The sequence below is a fragment of the Corynebacterium sp. LK26 genome (genome assembly GCF_014335085.1).
In the GTDB taxonomy this organism is placed as follows: Bacteria; Actinomycetota; Actinomycetes; order Mycobacteriales; family Mycobacteriaceae; genus Corynebacterium; species Corynebacterium jeikeium_D.
Map to the genome: position 1 here is coordinate 370,376 of NZ_PDHB01000001.1, position 19,556 is coordinate 389,931.

Consider the following 19,556-nt stretch of genomic DNA (forward strand, 5'->3'; position numbering starts at 1 on the left):
GCTGCCCCGCGGGCCAATGGCCTTGGAACGCCGACCGGAATCCCCTTGGCCGACACCGTCAACGCTGATTTTACGAACGGCGAAAGGGGGCGCCTTCAGCGGCGCGACCTCCCTTCGATCCCGAGGAATTCGACTGTTGTGGCTCCTGAGGTTCGGAGTTGGAGTCGAACTGGGAGACCTGCTCAGCATCGGGCTCTGGATCCGACTCCGGACTCGACTCTGGCTGATTCTGGTCATCTCGGAACTGCTCCTCTGCATCCTGCAGAGCATCGTCGAGCTGTTCCTGGTCCAGTCCTGGTTCATCAAAGGGGTCACGGCGACGACGGTGCGGCAGTGCCATTTCCGCAGCTACCTTAATGTCTTCCGCAGTGATCTCAATTGGATTGCCGGGTGCCGGCTGCGCCGACTCGTCCCCGGCTACTCGCCAGGCAGCGTGAGCGCGGGCGGTACGTGCAATGACGATGTCGGCACGCATCCCGTCCACATCAAAAGCAGCGCACACTGTGGCAATTTGACCAAGAATGTTGGGGGTCAATTCGACGTCGTCAAGCAGTGCGCGCGCGCGATCGATGCGAGCGTGTAGCGCATCGTCGTCGGCGGCGAACCGCGTGACAAAGCTCTCCGGGTCGGCGTCAAAGTCGAGGCGGCGGGCGACGATTTCCGCGCGGACAGCCGGATCCTTGGATGCGGTGACGTCGATGGCGAGCCCAAAGCGGTCGAGAAGCTGGGGACGCAATTCGCCCTCTTCCGGGTTCATCGTGCCGACCAACACGAACCTGGAGGTTGCGGAGTGCGAGATACCATCGCGTTCAACAACCACGCGACCGGTGGCTGCGGCATCGAGCACGGAGTCAACGAGATGATCCGGCAGCAGGTTAATCTCGTCGACATAGAGAATGCCACCGTCAGCCGCGCTGAGTAGTCCCGGATTGAACTGTGCGTGTCCGGTAGTCAGGACGGTCTCCACATCGATGGAGCCTACGACTCGATCTTCCGTAGCGCCGAGTGGCAGGTTTACCAACGATCCGCTGAGAAATGGCGCCAACGCGCGGACCGTAGTGGTCTTGGCTGTGCCCTTCTCACCGCGGATGACGACACCACCAATCTCCGGGGATAGCGCGGTCAGAATCAACGCAAGCTGTAGTCGCTGCTGCCCGACGATCGCAGTAAAAGGAAAAGTGGGCTCTGTTTGTGCAGTGGTCGCTGACGTGATTTTTTCCATAAGCACAGTTCTACCCCACTGCGAACGGATGGCTCACAGCGGGGTAGAACAATGTTGGCTTAATTGAACTCTTTGAAGCTCTTCAGCGAGTTACTAGCGCTCCAGCTTCAGGGTCTTCTGGGAAGCCTCCCAGACCTCCTTGAACAGAGCCGGGTCATCAGCCAGGTGCGTACCGTAGGACGGGACGAGCTCCTTCAGCTTCGGAGCCCACTTGCCCATGTGACGGCCGAAGCAGCGCTCAATCAGGCTAATCATCACAGCCGGAGCGATGGAAGCGCCCGGGGATGCACCCATCAGGCCGGCAATGGTGCCGTCCCACGAGTTGATGACCGCGGTACCGAACTCGAGGGTACCGAAGACCGGAGCCTTCATCGGCTTAATGACCTGGACGCGCTGACCAGCGACGATCAGCTCCCAGTCCTCTGGGCGAGCGTTCGGGACGTACTCACGCAGGGACTCAATACGTGCGTCGAAGTCCTTCAGAACCTCAGTAATCAGGTACTTGGTCAGCCCCATCTCCTGGACACCAACACCCATCATGGACGGCAGGTTGGCCGGACGCAGAGACTTAATCAGGTCCAGGTTGTTACCGTTCTTGAGGAACTTCATGTTCCAACCGGCGTACGGGCCAAAGAGCAGGCCGCGCTTGCCGTCGATAACACGGGTGTCCAGGTGCGGAACGGACATCGGCGGCGTGCCGACGGAAGCCTTACCGTAGACCTTGGCGTCATGCTTAGCAATGACTTCCTCGTTGGTGCAGCGCAGCCACTGGCCGGAGACCGGGAAGCCACCGAAACCACGAATCTCGTTAATACGAGCCTTCTGCAGCAGCGGCAGTGCGTCACCGCCGGCACCGACGAATACGAAGTTGGCAACCAGGGTGCGAACGTCCTTGGTGTGCAGGTTCTTCACGGTGACGATCCACTTGGAACCGTCGCGCTTCAGACCGGTGACCTCGTGTCCGTAGCGAATCTCAGTACCCATATCGGACAGTGCGGCCAGGTACTGCTTGGTCAGTGCACCGAAGTTAACGTCCGTACCATTCGGGTTACGAATAGCGGAGACCGGCTTGGAGAAGTCACGGCCCTCGGACATCAGCGGAAGGTACTCAGCGAAACGGTCCGGATCTTCAATGAGCTCCTGACCGTGGAACAGCGGCTCCTTCTCAAGTGCCTCGTAGCGACGACGCATGAACGCCATCTGCTCCGGCCCCTGAGCGAAGGTGGTGTGATCAACTGGGTTGATGAATTCCTTCGGGTCAGTCAGGGTGCCGTTTTCAATCAGCGAGGTCCACAGCTGGCGGGAAACCTGGAACTGCTCATTAATGAGCTTAGCCTTGGTGACATCGACCTTGCCGTTCTTCTCCGGCGTGTAGTTCAGCTCGCACAGAGCAGAGTGGCCGGTACCAGCGTTGTTCCACGGGGAGGAAGACTCCTTGGCGGGCTGATCGAGACGCTCGAACAGAACCTGTGACCAGGATGGCTCGAGCTCCTTGAGCAGCACACCCAGCGTCGCACTCATTACACCTGCACCGATGAGGACGACGTCTACCTCGTCGCCACTGGAAGCAGGAAGCTTGTTATCAGCCATTTTGCTGTCAACATCCTTACTAACTTGATTAGTGATTCAAACTAGCGCTCGCTCACATGCGCGCACACAACTAAAGACGCAAAAGAGAGCTACCGTCTCAGTCCATAATCTATTGTGGCACACATTCCCACTACCCCCGGTAATCGGCGCTAGGCTTGACCCTGTGACTACCGATATTCCCGATTTCGTTACCCCCACCTTTAACCCCGATAACCTAGGCGAAGACTACAGCCAACATGTCATCGAACTCGGCCAGGATCCCGACGGTGAGGGATCCGTACACGCGGTATTGGTCCGCTACTGCCCCGACTCGTCGGCAAGCGACTTCCAAAAACGTCCGGCGGTTCTATGGATTCACGGGATGTCGGACTATTTCTTCCAGAAGCACGTGGCGGAGCGGTACCACGCCGAAGGCTACGCCTTTTACGCTATTGACCTGCGTAAGTGCGGGCGCGCACACCAACCGGGGCAGACTTGGCATGGCTGCAGCGATCTAACGAATTACTTCGAGGATCTCAACAGGGCACTCGCAGTGTTAGACCACGCCGGTCATACAACTGTCACTGTTAATGCGCACTCCACTGGTGGTCTCATTGCCGTGCTCTGGCTCGATTGGTTACGAAGCACAGGCGGCCATTGCCCGCAAGCACCCAATATTTCCGTCACAGCTGCCGTCTTGAACTCACCGTGGCTGACTCTGCACGTTTCCCGGGCAAAGGCTCCCGTGTACTCGCTGGTGACTCGCGTTATGTCGCGGATTCGCCCTAACAGTCTCATTCCGGTGCAGTCTGCGGGCGGCTATGGCAAATCCATTAGCGCCGACCACCAGGGACGCTGGGAGTACAACCGCACTTTCAAGCCGCTGGCTGGCCATGACAAGAACTGGCGTTGGCTCAATGCCATCATCGTCGGCCAGCAACGTGTCAGCCGCGGTATCGATACCGGCGTGCCGACGCTCGTTCTCCACTCGGACAACTACCTTCTCGGTTCCGACTACACACCGGAACTCAGCCGCGTTGACTCTGTCCTCAACACTGAGCAAATTGCCGATGCCACTGCCCACTTGGGACCGCAGGCTCGCAACGTCGCGATTCCGGGTGCTCTCCACGACGTGTATCTCTCCGCACCCGAAGCACTAGACCGCGCTTTTAATGAGACATTCCAGTTCCTTGCCACAGTCAATCCAGGAGACAGCTCAAAATAGGAGCACAGAATAGGAACTCGGAATAAATCAGCATTCAGTACGGTTGAACCAAACTAGTTTGACCAGAATGCTAGGAGTGCTTGTGACCACTGAGAATTCGCCTGAGACTACCCCACGCCACTACGACGTCATCATTATCGGAACCGGGTCCGGCAATTCCATTCCAGCCCCGGCCTACGACAATGTCCGTATCGCTCTGGTGGAGGAAGGACGTTTCGGCGGTACTTGCCTCAACGTTGGGTGTATTCCCACCAAGATGTTCGTTCTGGCCGCTGATGCCGCCCGCAACATCCGCGAGGCCAGCCGCCTGGGCGTGCACGGCACCTTCGACTCCGTTGATCTCAAGCAAATCCAGGATCGCGTTTTTGCCCAGCGCGTCGACCAGATTGCCGACGGCGGCGAGGCATACCGCCGCGGGGACGAGACTCCCAATATCGATGTCTACGACCGCCACGCAACGTTCGTCGGCCCTCGCACTATTCGCACCGGCATCGGCGAGGAAACCGTCGACATCACAGCCGACAACATCATCATCGCTGCAGGCTCCCGCCCTCACGTTCCGGGCCTCATCGCAGACTCCGGGGTCGATTACTACACCAACGAGAACATCATGCGCGTCGACAAGCTTCCGCGCGAAATGATCGTCGTCGGCGGCGGCTACATCGCTAGCGAGTTCGCGCATGTCTTCGCATCCTTCGGCACGAAGGTGCACATGCTGGTGCGCTCCGATGTCATGCTGCGTGGCTCAGACGCCGCTATCTCCGAGCGCTTCCACGAGGTTGCCTCCCGCGACATTGACATCCGTATGAACACCTCCATCACTGAGCTCTCCCAGGAGGGCGAGATCGTCACGGTCACGCTTGACGACGGCACGGAGCTCGCAGCCGATGCCCTGCTCGTGGCAACCGGACGCATCCCCAACGGTGACCGTATGGACCTTGCAGCCGGTGGTGTGGCGATGCACGACGATGGTCGCATCAAGGTTGACCAGTACGGCCGCACCTCTGCCGAAGGTGTGTGGGCGCTGGGCGATGTCTCTAGCCCGTACCAGCTGAAGCATATTGCCAACCATGAGGCCAAGGTTGTCTTCCACAACGTGCTGAATCCGTCGGACCTGCGCGAATTTGACCACCGCTACATTCCGTCGGCAGTCTTCTCACATCCGCAGATTGGTCAGGTCGGTATGACCGAGGATGAAGCTCGCGCCTGGGCTGCGGAAAATGGCACGGACATTACCGTGAAGGTACAGAACTACGGCGATGTCGCCTACGGCTGGGCGCTGGAGGATCGCGATGGCTTTGCCAAGTTGATTGCGGACCGCGCCACCGGCCGCCTGCTGGGTGCGCACTTCATCGGCGAGCAGGCTGCCACTCTAGTGCAGCAGTGCATCCAGATGATGAGCTTCGAGATGGATGTGCGCGAAGTTGTCAAGGGCCAGCACTGGATTCACCCAGCACTGCCAGAGCTGATTGAAAACGCAATCCTGGGCCTGGAGTTCGATAACTAGCCCAGCTGTTCAATACCTGTGGCCTGGGCCAATGCGGGCCCAGCCAGGTACTCCTCGACTGCATCGGCCAACAGGTCGATCTGCCGCAGCCGTTCTTCGGCAAACGAAGTATTAGAGCTGACCTCAAAGCCGTCTCGACCGACGGCAACTGCGACTTCGCTCAGCAACTGACGGCGCGCCTGATCATTTTCCAGGTAGCCGTGGCGGTGCGTACCCATCACCATGCCACGCCGCGCCCCTTCTTCAGGCTCAGTGATAAAGGGCGCCTCGCTGCTTCGCACAACCTGTCCATTGTGGACTTCGTAAGAGCCATCCGGGTGGCTCACCAGCGTCTTCGTCCCCGCGAATTCAATGTCGGTATCGAACACTCCAAGCCCGTTCACTGTCCCGGCTACCGACTCCACCGAGTCAGTGATGGTGGTGCAGAGCATTTGGAACCCACCGCAGATGCCAATCAGCGGCAACCCCCGGGCAGCTCGGTTCTCCAGCACGTCGTCAAGCCCACGCTCGCGCAACCACTTGAGATCGGCGACCGTCGACTTCGTCCCGGGCAACACGACCAGGTCGGCGCGAGCAACGACCGACGGATCGACCGTCCACTGCACGTGTACCCCTGGTTCACAGGCAAGCGCTTCGATATCGGTGGCGTTGGACACGCGCGGCAAGCGAATGGCGGCCACGGACAACGTTTCCGTACCCAGCGGTGCGTTCGCCGGCCCTACCGACGCACCAGCGACTGTACCGAGCGAATCCTCCGCATCGATCCACAGCCCCGGAATAAAAGGCACTACGCCGAGTACGGGCACGCCGGTGTGCTCGCGCACCACGTCCAATCCCGGTGTCAACAGCGAAACATCGCCCCGGAACTTGTTGACGATAAAACCGGTAATCCGCGCGCGGTCTTCGCGGCTCAAAATTGCATGCGTGCCGACGAAATGTGCAAGCACCCCACCGCGGTCAATGTCACCGGCGACCACAACCGGCAGATCAGCGAGCTCTGCCAACCCCATGTTGGCGATGTCTGACTCTCGCAGATTGACCTCGGCAGGACTACCAGCGCCTTCACACAGGACGACATCGAACTGCCCCCGCAACTCTTCCAATGTCTCCGCAACTACTCCGCGCAGCGCTTTTCTCCGCGACCGGTACGTCAGAGCGCTCACATGCCCATCGGCTTTGCCCTTGACCACCACCTGACTGGTGTGGTCCGAGCCCGGCTTGAGAAGCACCGGGTTAAAGGAGACATCCGGCTCCAGCCCACAGGCCAACGCCTGTAGAGCCTGCGCGCGCCCAATCTCGCCGCCGTCGAGCGTGACAGCGCAATTGTTGGACATGTTCTGCGCCTTGAAGGGCGCGACCTTCACGCCGCGGCGCGCGAGTAGCCGACACATGCCGGCGACCAGAACCGACTTACCGGCATCTGAGGTGCAGCCGGCAATCAGAGCTGCAGGGGCCTGCACGGTTTAGGCCTCGGGCTTCCAACCAGTCTGGAACTGGCCTGGCACGTTCTGCTCATCCGGCAGAGTGAGGATTTCATAGCCGTCGGAGGTCACCAGCACCGTGTGCTCGAACTGAGCTGTGAACTTGAAGTCATCATTCTGCACAGTCCAGCCATTCTCCCAGATGTGGTACGGCAGCTCACCGAGGTTAATCATCGGCTCGACAGTCAAAGTCATGCCCGGCTCGAAAATCGTGTCCTGGCTCGGCTCATCGTAGTGCAGGACAATCAAACCATTGTGGAACGTGGTACCGACACCGTGACCGGTGAAGTCCCGAACGGTGTTGTATCCAAAACGCTTAGCGTAAGACTCGATTACGCGGCCGATGACATTAATCTCACGGCCCGGCTTGATGACCTTAATGCCGCGCATGGTGGCGTTGTAAGTGCGCTCCACTAGCTGGAGGTGCTCCTCCGAGACATTGCCCGCGAGGAAAGTCGCGTTGGTGTCGCCGTGGACACCGTTCTTGTATCCGGTGACGTCGACATTGACGATATCGCCGTCTTCAATAACCTGAGTATCCGGAATACCGTGGCAGACAATCTCATTAAGAGACACACAGCACGACTTCTCAAAACCGCGGTACCCCAGCGTGGACGGGTAGGTGTCGTGATCCAACAGGTACTCGTGCACCACCCGGTCAATCTCATCCGTGGTCACGCCCGGAGCTACGGCCTTGCCGGCCTCCACCAACGCGTTGGCAGCAATGCGAGAGACCTCTCGCATATTTTCAATATCTTCCGGAGTCTGTACCAGCGGCTCGCCGACGCCTTCCTGAACCTCGTCCTTCCAGGCGTACTCCGGCCGTTCAATATGTGCCGGAACGGTGCGAATTGGAGTGGACTTTTGCTGAGTAAGTGGAGAACGCTGAATCATGGAACATACTCTACCCCTACCCCCGGATTAGCCTTTCGGCCTGTGCCGGTTTCAAAGCCAGAAATGCTCTAGCCCTCGTCCCCCGAACCTTCATCGATATTGGCAAAGAAGGCATCGGTAATCGCCACGGCATGCTCCGAACCACCACCGCCAACGATAAGCGTGGCAAAGGCCAAATCATCGCGGTAGCCAGTAAACCAAGCGTGGGAGCCGCCAGCGTACTCGGCCTCACCGGTCTTTGCATAAACTTCACCTCGACCGGCAATGGCCGAACCAGTACCAGAGGTCACCACCGCCCGCATGAGTGTGCGAACCTCATTCAAAACCTCAGGCGGCAGTGGCTTTGATACCTGCGACTGCCAGGTTCCCGCGCTTGGCACGAGTGACGGTGTCGGAGTGCGTCCGGCCGCCACCGTCGCGGAAACCAGCGCCATGCCAAACGGGCTGGTCAAGTCATTGCCCTGCCCATAGCCCGCATCGATACGCTCGACTTCATCACTGCCATCAGACACGCTGCCGGTAATAGTGTCGAGGCCCGCGATGTGATAGTTGATGCCGATGCCGAAGTTCTTGGACTCCTCCTTGAACTGCCCTGGCTCCAACTTGTGAGAGATGTTGCCAAACGTGGTGTTACAAGACCGCGCGAACGCATCGCTCAGCGAGGTATTCCCGACACCACTTCCGTTGTAGTTGGTGACAATACGCGGCCCGATCTCCATCGAACCTGGGCACGGCACAGTCGATCCCGCATTTAGCCCCTCGTGCTGCACACCTGCGGCGGCAGTAACAATCTTGTACGTCGATCCCGGCGGGAACTGTCCCATCAGCGCAAGGTCGCCGTCCTTATCTGCTTCCGCTGTCTGTGCTACCGCCAGAATCTTGCCCGTAGACGGCTGCACAGCCACCAGCATTGCCTTAGCATCTTGCCGCGTATCGACGGCCTTTTGCGCTGCGTCCTGCACCTTTTTACTAATTGATGCCTGCACCGCCGGCGCTACATCCGGAGACACCTCATAGAGGGTGCCGACGACGGCTCCGCCCTCGTTGGCCGCCACGATATTCCAGCCATCGGCACCGTGATCACCGGTGTCCACTAGTCTTTCCACGCGGCTCATCAAATCGGGCGCGAACCCCGGGTCGGGTCGCACCATAGCGGCTTCATCGTTAACCGAAATTCCATCAATGTCAGCGAGATCATCTTTGACACGCTGTGGCGTGGATGCCGGCAACACGATCAGCGAAAAATTACCCCTTCCGCCGCTCGCCTGCTCCCCCACAGCGCGTGCGTCAAGCTTCGGACCGTCTTCCGGCATTTCATTATTGATGACCGTCGCCGCCCGGTTAATCGACGACTGCACATTCTCCGCCCCATCACGATGGAGAATTACCCGGTGCACAGTCCCTGGCTCGAGCAAGGCCGCACCGTCCGAGCCAACCACAGACGGACGTGGAGCTGCGATAGTGCGCAATTCTGGGTGTTGGTTACGCCCCAGCTGTGGATGCAGGGATGCTGGCGACCAGCGCAATGCCCAATCCCGTTGCCCAGTCTCAGTCTTGGTCAGTGTGAAAGTGGTGTCATATCCCCAGCGTCGCTGATGCGGTAGCTGCCAATTCATGGCGACTTCCGCCGAGGACTGGTTCGAGCTGGAATCGATACCCGCAATCTCATACTCAAGCCCCTCCGGCTGGAGTCCGGCAGTGGCCGCCTTCAGATCTCCTTCAGCGGAGTCCGGGTGATCAGTCAGTGCCGCCGCCTTAGCAACGTCCCCTCCCGCCAGCGCCCCCAGGAATTCCTCGAGCACCTCGCGCCCGGTGTCAGGCCGCGGCGTACACGCGGCGGATGACAACACCAGACCCGTGATTGCCACAGCCGAGATACTGCGAAGCAGGGGCTTGCGGCGCGAAGTTTGTTCCATGTGGGCTGACGTTAGCACCGCTTTGCTTTACGACGACGCTGGCACGCCGCAACCTGCTATCAGCGGTTCAGCACAATTGGATTGACCACGTCAGCGGCCATGACCAGAACGCCGAATACCAGCAAAACCGCGGTAAAGGCCATAGTAACTGGCATGAGTTTGGTGTAATCGGCAGGCCCAAGCGCTGGCTTACCGAATGCCTTGCGAATCACGTCTCGAATGCGTTCATAAATAACAACGGCGATGTGGCCACCGTCGAGTGGCGGCAACGGCACGAGGTTGAACACGGCCAGGAAGTAATTGAGGTTGGCCAGCAATAGGAAGAACGACGGCCACTGGTTCATCTCCACCAATTCACCGCCGGCACGCGAAGCGCCGACGACGCTCATTGGGCTGGCCGGGTCACGCTGAGCACCGAAGATGGACGCAACCACACCGGGAACCTTCTCCGGGATGGAGAGCAGCCCATTCCAAACCGCCCCAAAAAGACTGCCTGTGAAGCTGGCAGCACCACCGATGGCGGTCACTGCGTTGTACTCGTGGAGAACAGTTTCTGGGCGTTGGAAGGCGATACCAATCGCTGGCTGGTCGATGTCCTGGCCGTCGTTAGTCTTGCGTTTGACGACTTCCGGGGTGACCGTGACCGTCTCGGAGGTGCCATTGCGGTCGATGGTCATTTTGATGTCGCCACCTGCAGAGCTGCCAATAAGCGACACAGCCTCGGGGTAGGACGTAATCTTGGTGCCATTGATCTTCTCAATCACATCTCCGGCACGTAGCCCTGCGCGCTCTGCAGGACCGGAACCAGTGCAGGGCTCCAGCGTGCCGTCGGCACGCTGTGCCGGCGAGACGCACTGCACCGCCTGAATGCGTGGCGCCATTTCCTTACCCATGTTGGGCAAACCCCACGTCACGGCAATGAAGTAAAGAATGATGAATCCAACGATGAGGTTCATTGCCACCCCACCGAGCATCACGATAATGCGCTGCCACCACGGCTTCTTGTACATGGCGTAGGGTTCTTCGGCAGGATCGATTGGATCCATAGCGGTCATACCTGCGATGTCGCAGAATCCGCCAAACGGAACTGCCTTTACTCCATACTCGGTGTCATGCCCTCCTGCCGCAGCGTGATGCCGCTTGAAGGAAAACAGCGTTGGGCCGAAACCAATGAAGTACCGACGCACTTGCATTCCACACAGTCGAGCTGCGGTGAGATGGCCCCATTCGTGAAGGGCGATTGTCACCGCGATGCCGATTGCGAAGAGTAAAACTCCAAGAAGAAATGTCACGAGTGCTCACCCTACCCCCACTTTGGGCAAACGAGCACACCGGCGGAGAGTTTCCGGCCGGGCGAAGTCCCAATTTCAGCAAGTTCTAAGGTATCCTTACACCCGATACTCAAGATTGTCTGAAAATGCGCTCAGTCGCTTTCAGCAAAATCGCAGATAGACTGAAGTGCATATAGAGTGCAATTCGCCGAAAGTGTTTACAGGAGGACTTTCAAGTGAGCAACCACGAGCCAAAGGAAGAGATTTACCGCGGCGTCAGCACCCTCGACGAGCCGTCGGCGAAGTGGGGCTGGCACGGCATTAGCAAGAGCGCTATGCAGAAGGCCGGCTGGATTTCCGTGATTTTCCTGCTGGGTATGACCATTGGTAACCACAAGGGCAACGTCGAGAACTGGTGGCTGGTCGCCATCGCCGCCCTGATTGCTATTGGCCTGCTGCTGCAGTTGTTCGCCCCGCAGGGTTCTCAGGTCCGCACCGTTACCGGTCACAACAAGCCGGAAGGCCACATTGAGCCGGAGTGGGCACGTGACCAGGTTAACGGCACTGGTGTCTACGCTAACCTGACCGACTCTCAGCTGCGCTCCTGGAACCGCCTGCCGGAAGGACAGAACCAGTAGAGTTAGCCACTTTTGCAGAAAGTCTGGCCTAACAGCTCTATAGCGACAGCTCTATAGCGCTACAGCGCACAAAAAGATCCGCACCGAATTCGGTGCGGATTTTTGCTATTCAGCGACTAAACTTCTTCAGCCGCCAGCTGACCACACGCTGCCGCAATCTCGTTGCCACGGGTATCGCGGACCGTGCACGGTACCCCCTGGGCCTGTACGCGGCGGACGAACTCCTCCTGCTGCTTCTTCGGGGAGGCGTCCCACATCGAACCCGGAGTTGGGTTGAGCGGGATTAGGTTGACGTGGACACGTGAGCCCAGAGCATTGTGGAGCTTCTTACCCAACAGGTCTGCACGCCAATCCTGGTCGTTAATATCGCGAATCAAAGCGTACTCAATAGATACGCGACGGCCTGTCTTGTCTGCGTAGTAGCGAGCTGCATCGAGTACCTCGGCCACTGTAAAGCGATTGTTGATCGGTACCAGCTCGTCGCGAAGCTCGTCATCCGGAGTATGCAGAGACACCGCGAGAGTTACTGACAGGTACTCGTCGGCAAGCCGTCGGATATTCGGCGCGAAACCAACCGTAGAGACGGTGACATTGCGCATCGAGATGCCAAATCCCTCCGGCGAGGGCCGCGTGATGCGATGGACGGCGGCGAGAACACGATTGTAGTTCGCGAGCGGCTCGCCCATGCCCATGAATACGATGTTGGTCAGACGACCGCCCTCAGCTGCCATAGTGGCAGCGGCCTCACGCACCTGGTCGACAATCTCCGCGGTGGAGAGATTACGCTGCAGACCGCCTTGCCCCGTCGCGCAGAATGGGCATGCCATACCGCAACCGGCCTGTGAGGAAATACAGAGGGTCGCACGCCCCGGGTACTTCATCAGCACGGATTCCAGCAGCGTACCGTCACCTGCACGCCACAGAGTCTTACGAGTCTCGCCGTCATCACAGGTGATGTGGCGAACGGGAGTCAACAGAGGTGGGAAGAGACTGTCCTTGACCTTTTGACGATCTGCTTCTGGCAGGTCAGTCATCGTCATAGGGTCAGCCTCAAGCCGACCGTAATAGTGCCGGGCAATCTGATCGGCACGGAAGTCCGGCAGGCCCAGTTCCTTGACCGCAGCCTTCCGTTCCTCAACATCGAGGTCCGCAAAATGGGTCGCGGGCATGCCGCGACGTGGAGCTTTAAGAACGATTGGAAGTGAAGATGCCATGATGACACCCATTTTCGCATGTAATGACGGTTTTGGCCTAATGAGTGACTCGGCAGCCGCAACTAAGTGAACCTTTATAAGTGGTACATACCTGCCAAAACGTGTTGAATGATAGGTATGACTAACGCTAATCAGCCGAATAACGACAGTCCGCTTTTCGACGACGTTCCGTCGTACTCCCCAAATGATTCCGTGGCTCCTGCACCTGAGCAGGACAACCTTCCAGAGCCAGTCGTTGACGCGCCGACAGAGAAGGACTCCGCACCGGAGCCAGCGCCCGCCCCTGGCCAGCGTAAGGTGAAAAAGACCACTGCGGGCTCTATGTGGATTGGCCTGGTCATCAGTGCAGTTTTGCTGATCGTACTGCTGGTGTTCATTCTGCAGAATCAGCAGGAGACCGCACTAAACCTGTTCGGCTGGACCTGGAACTTCCCAGTCGGCGTCGGAATGCTGTTCGCTGCCATCCTCGGCGCCCTCATCACCGCACTCATCGGTGGCTGGCGAATGTTTGATCTGCGCCGCCAGATTCGTAAGGGCGGCAACTAAAGGCCGATTGAACCAGCCGAATTAAACTAGGCTGAATAGCTGCAATATCAGCCACGTCATCGCGGCTGATGGCAGCATGCCATCCAGGCGGTCCATCAGACCGCCGTGGCCCGGCAAAATCGAGGACATATCTTTAATCCCCAGATCTCGTTTGAACTGGGACTCCATCAGGTCACCAAGCGTAGCCGAGATAACCAGGGCGATGCCCAGCACGATGCCCTGCCACCACGGCGCGTGCAACATAAAGATCGCACAGAGCGCTCCAGTAATGGTGGCGAGTACAAGAGAGCCGCCGAACCCTTCCCAGGATTTTTTAGGGCTTACCTTTGGGGCCATCGGATGCTTTCCGAACATTACACCAGCGGCATAGCCTCCGACGTCATTTGAAATAACCCCAATCATGAAGGTCACAATGACCAGACGCGGATCAACTCCCCAGGGATTGTCCATGCGTACCAGCTGCACTGCTAGCGCGGCAAAGAACGGAATCCACATCATCACGAAAACACCGACTGCGACATCCCGCAGCCAGTTCCGTGGTGCTTCGGCCATCCCGTGTAAGAACAGACGAACGACCAGCAAGAGCATCAGAGTCGCGGCCAGGCCCATGACCAAACCGTCAATCCCCCAGTAGGCAGACAACCACACCATCAGCTGTCCGCCGAGAATCAATACCGGGCGAGGGACCTGCCAATCGGACTCACGGAGCCGCTCGCAGACCTCCCAGGTTGCGAGACCAACCGCCGCGGCGACCAGAACGGTCCAGGCGAGCGCCCCCAGTAGCAAGCCGATGATGACGACTGCACCAAGTGCTACGCCCACCGTGATTGCAACCGGCAGGTTCCGACCTGCTGAGTTGCGTGGCTTAATGAGCCGTAGTTCGTCTAGAACACGTTCCTTATTGGACGCTGGCTTCGACGTTGGCATTGGCGCCTCAAATCCCCTCTCCCGGTTGAATATGAAGGCCTAAACCTCCATCAATTCCGCTTCCTTGCGTTCAACCAAGGAGTCCACCTGCTCGACGTAGTTCTTGGTGACCTGGTCCAGCTCCTTTTCGCCTGCCTGCACCTCGTCCTCGCCAGCATCGCCGTCCTTCTGAATCTTCTTCAGAGTTTCCATGCCCTTACGACGGACATTGCGAATCGCGATCTTGGCGTCTTCGCCCTTCGAACGTGCGACCTTAACCATCTCACGACGACGCTCCTCGGTCAGCTGCGGGATAGTTACGCGCAGGACCTGGCCATCATTAGTCGGGTTCACACCCAGGTCGGAGTTGCGAATCGCGTTTTCGATGTCGCCCATGACGCTCAGCTCATACGGCTTAATCAGCAGCATGCGCGGCTCTGGAACCGAAATGGTAGCCATCTGGGTAATCGGAGTCGGAACACCGTAGTACTCCGCAATAACGCCGTTGAACATCGCCGGGTTCGCACGGCCAGTGCGAATGTGGGTCAGCTCCTCGCGGCAGTGTTCTACGGAGCTACCGTACTTTTCTTCACAGTCAAGCAGGACTTCATCAATCATTGTGTTTTTAACCTCGGGTTTCTACGCGGGTTCTAGATAGTTCTAGAGCGCTCTGTGGAAAGAACGTATTACGAACAAATTTATCAGCTGTGGACGAGAGTACCGATTTGCTCACCGGCTACCGCGCGCGCAATGTTTCCGTCGGTAAGCAGATTAAACACGAGAATCGGCATGTTGTTGTCCATGCACAGGGAGAAAGCGGTGGCATCCGCAACGCGCAGGTCGCGTTCCAGAACCTCACGGTGGGTGATGTCGTCGAACAGCTCTGCGTCCGGCACCTCACGTGGGTCGGCCGTGTAGACACCGTCAACGGCCTTGGCCATCAGCAGTACCTCGCAGCCGATCTCCAGGGCGCGCTGGGCGGCGGTGGTGTCGGTGGAGAAGTACGGCATACCCATACCTGCACCAAAGATGACCACGCGGCCCTTCTCCAGGTGGCGCTTAGCACGCAACGGCAGGTACGGCTCCGAGACCTGTGCCATGTTGATTGCAGTTTGAACGCGGCAGTCCACGCCCTCCTGCTCGAGGAAGTCCTGCAGAGCCAGGCAGTTCATGACCGTGCCCAGCATGCCCATGTAGTCAGAGCGTGCGCGGTCCATGCCGCGCTGCTGAAGCTGTGCGCCACGGAAGAAGTTACCTCCGCCAATGACGACACAGACCTCGACGCCCTTTCGGGAAACTTCCGCAATCTGTCGGGCAACGTTTTGCACCACGTCCGGGTCAACGCCAACCTTGCCGCCACCGAACATCTCACCACCGAGCTTGAGCATCACACGTTTGAAGCCATTGCGCTCGACAGATTCTGCCATGACCATGCACCTTTCTCACACCGTTTAAAAAGTCGCAGACGAGTCTACCCGGTCACGACAGCAAGGCACACTTGACGCTCCGCATTGTCTGCAACATGGCAGCAAAATGCCCCACCCGAAGCAATCGGATGGGGCATTCACACTAGCTAGCAGCTAGAGGTTAGAGCACAAATTACAGCGAATTAGTGCTGACCAACCTCGAAGCGGACGAAACCGGTCAGGGTAACGCCAGCCTCTTCCATGAGCTGCTTAACGGTCTTCTTGCTGTCAGCGACGGACGGCTGCTCCAGCAGAACAACGTCCTTGTAGAAGCCGTTCAGACGGCCCTCGACGATCTTGGCGATAGCCTGCTCCGGCTTGCCCTCTTCGCGAGTAATCTTCTCGTAGACAGCGCGCTCTGCCTCGACGCGGTCAGCCGGGACATCCTCGCGGGACAGGTACTGAGCCTTCAGAGCGGCAACCTGCATAGCTGCTGCGTGAGCAGTCTCTGCAGCGCCCTCTCCCTCACCGGTGTAAGCAACCAGAACACCGACAGCTGCCGGCAGGTCTGCTGCACGGCGGTGCAGGTAGACAGCGATGTTGTCGCCCTCGAGAGTAGCAGCGCGACGCAGCTCCAGCTTCTCACCGATCTTTGCGGAGAGCTCCTGGGTAGCCTCAGCTGCGGTCTGACCGTCGAGGTCAGCTGCTGCGAGCTCTTCCGGGGAGTTTGCCTTGACTGCTGCGGCAGCGTCGGCGACCTTGTTGGCGAAGTCGATGAACTCCTGGTTCTTGGCAACGAAGTCGGTCTCGGAGTTGACCTCGACCATGGTGTTACCAGAAACAGCAATCAGGCCCTCGGCAGCGGTGCGCTCTGCACGCTTGCCGACGTCCTTTGCGCCCTTAATGCGCAGGATCTCGACAGCCTTGTCGAAATCGCCGTCGGTCTCGACGAGTGCGTCCTTACAAGCCTTCATGCCGGAGCCGGTCAGCTCACGGAGCTTCTTGACGTCAGCAGCAGTGAAATTCGCCATGCTGGGCGTTCCTCCTTGTGGTGGTTAGAACTTGTGGTGGTTAGAAAGTTCAGCTTTACTCAGCGGATGCCGTCTCAGTTGCAGCGGAGCCCTCGGCGTCCATCTCTGCAGCCTGGTCGGTGTTCTCAGCGGCGGACTCGATCGGAGCGTCGCCTGCTGCTTCGCGAGCAGCGTTGGCCTCGCGCTCAGCGCGAGCCTTGCGGCCCTCTTCAACAGCGGTGGAGATGATGCGGGTCAGCACGGAAGCAGCGCGGATTGCGTCGTCGTTGCCCGGGATCGGGAAATCAACGTCATCCGGGTCGCAGTTGGTGTCCAGGATGGCAACAACCGGAATGCCCAGCTTCTTAGCCTCGGAGACAGCGATGTGCTCCTTGTTGGTGTCAACAATCCACAGTGCGGACGGAACCTTGGACATGTCGCGAATACCGCCCAGGGTGCGCTCCAGCTTGGTGCGCTCACGGGTCAGCATCAGGATTTCCTTCTTGCCGCGACCCTCGTAGCCGTTCTCAGCAGCGTCCATTGCCTGAAGCTCCTTCAGGCGAGCCAGGCGCTTGGAAACGGTGGCGAAGTTGGTCAGCATACCGCCGAGCCAGCGGTGGTTGACGTACGGCATGTCAACGCGCTCTGCCTCGTTCTGAACGGCTTCCTGAGCCTGCTTCTTGGTACCGACGAACAGGATGTTGCCACCGTGAGCGACAGTCTCCTTGACGAACTCGAAAGCCTCGTCGATGTAGGTCAGGGTCTGCTGCAGGTCGATGATGTAGATGCCATTGCGCTCGGTGAAGATGAAACGCTTCATCTTCGGGTTCCAACGACGGGTCTGGTGACCGAAGTGGACACCTGCATCGAGCAGTTCTCGCATGGATACAACAGCCATGTCATATTCAGGGAAGATCCTCACGTCCAGCCTGACTAGGGCTGCGGCTGCTTCCCTTCCTTTCTTATCCGATATAGGTGGTTACAGTTCACGCACAGGCTTTCCCTGTGCCCTAGCGCTCCCCCGCTGCCTCACACCCGACAGATATCCTGCCGAGCACCCGTGAACCAGCCGGAATGGGTCGCGCGCGTAGTCTTTGTGCTAATGACCGCCCATTAAGGCAGACACCGCGAGCGTAATCTTATCTGATACATCGCGCAGGTCGCAATATCTGACACGCCCTGCTATCCACAGGACAAAAAGTCATCCACAGCTAGAACCGTTTGCAATGCACTGCCGCTTGTCGACGGGTGTAGCGTCCGCCACACTATCGCGCATGACAACCAAGCAGAGTTTCAGGCGCTCGCTAATGCGCACATTAGCGCTATTCGTGCTCGCTGTCGCGCTAACAACACCCCCAAGCCCACCTGCAGCTACCGGCGAGCCAATATCCGCTATTACGCATACTTTCCCTGTGCACGGCAAAGTTCTACGCTTCTACACCCCACCGGAAAAACGCTGGCAGCCTGGACATCGCGGAGTAGACCTGAACGCCTCCCCGGGCCAGCCAATCCGCGCCTCAGCTCCCGGTGTGGTGCATTTCGCCGGTTCGATCGCCGGAATGACTTCCGTGTCAATCATGCACGCCGATGGCATCCGCACAACCTATCAGCCCATAGATACCGCGTTAGAAAAGGGAGACCACGTGGCCGCTGGCCAGGTGATTGGTCATCTTGTGGTCAACGCCAAACATCCCGAACCGGGCCTGCATTGGGGCGCACTGCGCGGCAAAGACTATCTCAACCCACTGGATTTGATACAGCGGAGACCAATCGTGCTCAAGCCTGTACGCAATTAAACAACCCTGCGCAATTAAGCGCGCGGATGTGCCCGCTTATGTACTTCACGGAGACGATCCGCTGAGACGTGGGTATAAATCTGCGTGGTCGCCAGACTCGAATGACCGAGCATCTCCTGCACCACACGCAAGTCAGCGCCACCTTCCACCATGGCCGTGGCCGCAGAATGTCGGAGAGCATGCGGTGAAACATCAGCCCATTTATGAATAACTCGGCGCGCCTGACGAGGATTCAATCTACCTCCACGCACACCGAGAAAAAGCGCATGTTCGGCCTGTGCGGAAGCATGAAAGCTTCCACGCACCTGGAGCCAGCCTTTGAGTGCCGCCTCCGCTGGTGCACCGAAGGGCACGATGCGCTGCTTGTTCCCCTTACCCACTACCGAGATGATGTGGCGGGAAAAGTCCACATCTGAGACGTCGGCCTTGCACAGCTCTTCTACACGCATCCCGGTGGCATACAACAGTTCCACAATGGCCAAGTCGCGAGCCGCAACTGCGCTGTCCTCGGATGAGACTTTCTCGATTGCCTCCTCAACCCTCTCCGGCGAGAGCACTTCCGGAAGATGCTGATGTTTCTTCGGCGTTGACAGCCGCAGCGACGGATCAGCATCGAGAATTTGCCGAGCTACGAGCCAACTACAGAACTGGCGAATGGACGTCGTTAAGCGAGCCAGCGATGACCGCGCAGCACCCTCCGCATGCTTCGCGCCGAGGTGCGCACGGATGACAGGGGTGGAGAGTTCACTGATGTGGTCCAGGCCGGCGAGGAGGGGGATGAGATCGGCTCGATAGGCACGGACGGTTGCGTCAGAGAGTCTGCGGGAATAAGTCAGCTCATCGAGAAAATCCATGAGCACGGCCTCAATATTGGCGGATAACCCGAGATCCAGCTCAGTCCTGTCGTCGTTATTGGTTGCGCGCTTCACGGTTCTGACCTTAGTAGATGCACACC

At 58.5% G+C, this 19,556-nt stretch carries 18 protein-coding genes; 5 read left to right on the forward strand and 13 right to left on the reverse strand.

Annotation, left to right across the window (positions count from 1 at the left end):
• Nucleotides 1-70: 70 nt before the first annotated feature.
• Both CRD13_RS01635 and mqo read right to left on the reverse strand, forming a co-directional pair.
• Nucleotides 71-1,222 carry an ATP-binding protein gene (locus CRD13_RS01635; RefSeq protein ID WP_048735587.1) on the reverse strand — a complete coding sequence of 384 codons (1,152 nt, stop codon included), beginning with the start codon at nt 1,220-1,222 and terminating at the stop codon, nt 71-73.
• 93 nt (nt 1,223-1,315) lie between these two features.
• Nucleotides 1,316-2,812 (reverse strand): malate dehydrogenase (quinone), encoded by a 1,497-nt coding sequence (gene mqo, locus CRD13_RS01640; protein WP_049170803.1) that lies wholly within the window; start codon nt 2,810-2,812, stop codon nt 1,316-1,318.
• Between the two features lie 163 nt (nt 2,813-2,975).
• Here mqo and CRD13_RS01645 point away from each other — a divergent pair, with 163 nt between their 5' ends.
• Together CRD13_RS01645 and mtr are read left to right on the forward strand one after the other, a co-directional pair.
• Nucleotides 2,976-4,016 carry an alpha/beta hydrolase gene (locus CRD13_RS01645; protein ID WP_049170801.1) on the forward strand — a complete coding sequence of 347 codons (1,041 nt, stop codon included), beginning with the start codon at nt 2,976-2,978 and terminating at the stop codon, nt 4,014-4,016.
• A 67-nt stretch (nt 4,017-4,083) separates the two neighbouring features.
• Nucleotides 4,084-5,523 (forward strand): mycothione reductase, encoded by a 1,440-nt coding sequence (gene mtr / locus CRD13_RS01650; protein ID WP_049170798.1) that lies wholly within the window; start codon nt 4,084-4,086, stop codon nt 5,521-5,523.
• On the opposite strand, the gene CRD13_RS01655 is transcribed toward mtr, so the two are convergent.
• The 4 genes from CRD13_RS01655 to CRD13_RS01670 all read right to left on the reverse strand — a co-directional run bounded on the left by CRD13_RS01655 (nt 5,520) and on the right by CRD13_RS01670 (nt 11,106).
• Nucleotides 5,520-6,983: a cobyric acid synthase gene (locus CRD13_RS01655; RefSeq protein ID WP_049170796.1), complete on the reverse strand. Its 1,464-nt coding sequence runs from the start codon at nt 6,981-6,983 to the stop codon at nt 5,520-5,522. The two genes, mtr and CRD13_RS01655, sit on opposite strands and share 4 nt — an antisense overlap.
• A gap of 3 nt (nt 6,984-6,986) precedes the next feature.
• Nucleotides 6,987-7,898 carry a type I methionyl aminopeptidase gene (gene map, locus CRD13_RS01660; protein WP_049170794.1) on the reverse strand — a complete coding sequence of 304 codons (912 nt, stop codon included), beginning with the start codon at nt 7,896-7,898 and terminating at the stop codon, nt 6,987-6,989.
• A gap of 68 nt (nt 7,899-7,966) precedes the next feature.
• Nucleotides 7,967-9,814, reverse strand: coding sequence for a penicillin-binding transpeptidase domain-containing protein (locus CRD13_RS01665; protein ID WP_147765697.1), 1,848 nt, complete (start codon nt 9,812-9,814; stop codon nt 7,967-7,969).
• Between the two features lie 59 nt (nt 9,815-9,873).
• A complete protein-coding gene (locus CRD13_RS01670) occupies nt 9,874-11,106 on the reverse strand; it encodes an RIP metalloprotease (RefSeq protein ID WP_049170790.1) in 1,233 nt (410 codons plus the stop codon).
• Between the two features lie 215 nt (nt 11,107-11,321).
• On the opposite strand from CRD13_RS01670, the gene CRD13_RS01675 reads away from it, so the two are divergent.
• A complete protein-coding gene (locus CRD13_RS01675) occupies nt 11,322-11,723 on the forward strand; it encodes a DUF2631 domain-containing protein (protein ID WP_038628682.1) in 402 nt (133 codons plus the stop codon).
• A gap of 116 nt (nt 11,724-11,839) precedes the next feature.
• On the opposite strand, the gene rlmN is transcribed toward CRD13_RS01675, so the two are convergent.
• Complete coding sequence (rlmN, locus tag CRD13_RS01680; RefSeq protein ID WP_187401191.1) at nt 11,840-12,937, reverse strand: 23S rRNA (adenine(2503)-C(2))-methyltransferase RlmN; 1,098 nt, start codon at nt 12,935-12,937, stop codon at nt 11,840-11,842.
• A gap of 117 nt (nt 12,938-13,054) precedes the next feature.
• Between rlmN and CRD13_RS01685 the strand changes: the two genes are divergently transcribed.
• On the forward strand, nt 13,055-13,483 hold the full coding sequence (locus CRD13_RS01685) for a lipopolysaccharide assembly protein LapA domain-containing protein (protein WP_070439607.1): 429 nt from the start codon (nt 13,055-13,057) through the stop codon (nt 13,481-13,483).
• 21 nt (nt 13,484-13,504) lie between these two features.
• Here the strand turns inward: CRD13_RS01685 and CRD13_RS01690 are convergent, their stop codons facing one another.
• From CRD13_RS01690 to rpsB, 5 genes are all read right to left on the reverse strand, one after another.
• Nucleotides 13,505-14,410 (reverse strand): phosphatidate cytidylyltransferase, encoded by a 906-nt coding sequence (locus tag CRD13_RS01690; protein WP_048735546.1) that lies wholly within the window; start codon nt 14,408-14,410, stop codon nt 13,505-13,507.
• Nucleotides 14,411-14,449: 39 nt separating this feature from the next.
• Nucleotides 14,450-15,007 (reverse strand): ribosome recycling factor, encoded by a 558-nt coding sequence (frr, locus tag CRD13_RS01695; protein WP_038628675.1) that lies wholly within the window; start codon nt 15,005-15,007, stop codon nt 14,450-14,452.
• Between the two features lie 83 nt (nt 15,008-15,090).
• A complete protein-coding gene (pyrH, locus tag CRD13_RS01700; protein WP_070429358.1) occupies nt 15,091-15,816 on the reverse strand; it encodes a UMP kinase in 726 nt (241 codons plus the stop codon).
• A 182-nt stretch (nt 15,817-15,998) separates the two neighbouring features.
• Nucleotides 15,999-16,826, reverse strand: a complete 828-nt coding sequence (gene tsf, locus CRD13_RS01705) for a translation elongation factor Ts (RefSeq protein WP_048735543.1) — start codon at nt 16,824-16,826, stop codon at nt 15,999-16,001.
• A 55-nt stretch (nt 16,827-16,881) separates the two neighbouring features.
• On the reverse strand, nt 16,882-17,703 hold the full coding sequence (gene rpsB, locus CRD13_RS01710) for a 30S ribosomal protein S2 (RefSeq protein WP_038628671.1): 822 nt from the start codon (nt 17,701-17,703) through the stop codon (nt 16,882-16,884).
• 376 nt (nt 17,704-18,079) lie between these two features.
• On the opposite strand from rpsB, the gene CRD13_RS01715 reads away from it, so the two are divergent.
• Nucleotides 18,080-18,601: a murein hydrolase activator EnvC gene (locus CRD13_RS01715; RefSeq protein WP_070429359.1), complete on the forward strand. Its 522-nt coding sequence runs from the start codon at nt 18,080-18,082 to the stop codon at nt 18,599-18,601.
• A 14-nt stretch (nt 18,602-18,615) separates the two neighbouring features.
• On the opposite strand, the gene CRD13_RS01720 is transcribed toward CRD13_RS01715, so the two are convergent.
• A complete protein-coding gene (locus CRD13_RS01720) occupies nt 18,616-19,470 on the reverse strand; it encodes a tyrosine recombinase XerC (protein ID WP_049170927.1) in 855 nt (284 codons plus the stop codon).
• Nucleotides 19,471-19,556 lie beyond the last annotated feature (86 nt).

Coding starts and splice junctions, on each gene's coding strand:
- frr (WP_038628675.1), bottom strand. CDS start 15,007: ATGATTGATGAAGTCCTGCTTGACTGTGAAGAAAAGTACGGTAGCTCC.
- CRD13_RS01665 (WP_147765697.1), bottom strand. CDS start 9,814: ATGGAACAAACTTCGCGCCGCAAGCCCCTGCTTCGCAGTATCTCGGCT.
- mqo (WP_049170803.1), bottom strand. CDS start 2,812: ATGGCTGATAACAAGCTTCCTGCTTCCAGTGGCGACGAGGTAGACGTC.
- CRD13_RS01685 (WP_070439607.1), top strand. CDS start 13,055: ATGACTAACGCTAATCAGCCGAATAACGACAGTCCGCTTTTCGACGAC.
- CRD13_RS01690 (WP_048735546.1), bottom strand. CDS start 14,410: ATGCCAACGTCGAAGCCAGCGTCCAATAAGGAACGTGTTCTAGACGAA.
- pyrH (WP_070429358.1), bottom strand. CDS start 15,816: ATGGCAGAATCTGTCGAGCGCAATGGCTTCAAACGTGTGATGCTCAAG.
- map (WP_049170794.1), bottom strand. CDS start 7,898: ATGATTCAGCGTTCTCCACTTACTCAGCAAAAGTCCACTCCAATTCGC.
- tsf (WP_048735543.1), bottom strand. CDS start 16,826: ATGGCGAATTTCACTGCTGCTGACGTCAAGAAGCTCCGTGAGCTGACC.
- CRD13_RS01635 (WP_048735587.1), bottom strand. CDS start 1,222: ATGGAAAAAATCACGTCAGCGACCACTGCACAAACAGAGCCCACTTTT.
- CRD13_RS01715 (WP_070429359.1), top strand. CDS start 18,080: ATGACAACCAAGCAGAGTTTCAGGCGCTCGCTAATGCGCACATTAGCG.
- rpsB (WP_038628671.1), bottom strand. CDS start 17,703: ATGGCTGTTGTATCCATGCGAGAACTGCTCGATGCAGGTGTCCACTTC.
- rlmN (WP_187401191.1), bottom strand. CDS start 12,937: ATGGCATCTTCACTTCCAATCGTTCTTAAAGCTCCACGTCGCGGCATG.
- mtr (WP_049170798.1), top strand. CDS start 4,084: ATGCTAGGAGTGCTTGTGACCACTGAGAATTCGCCTGAGACTACCCCA.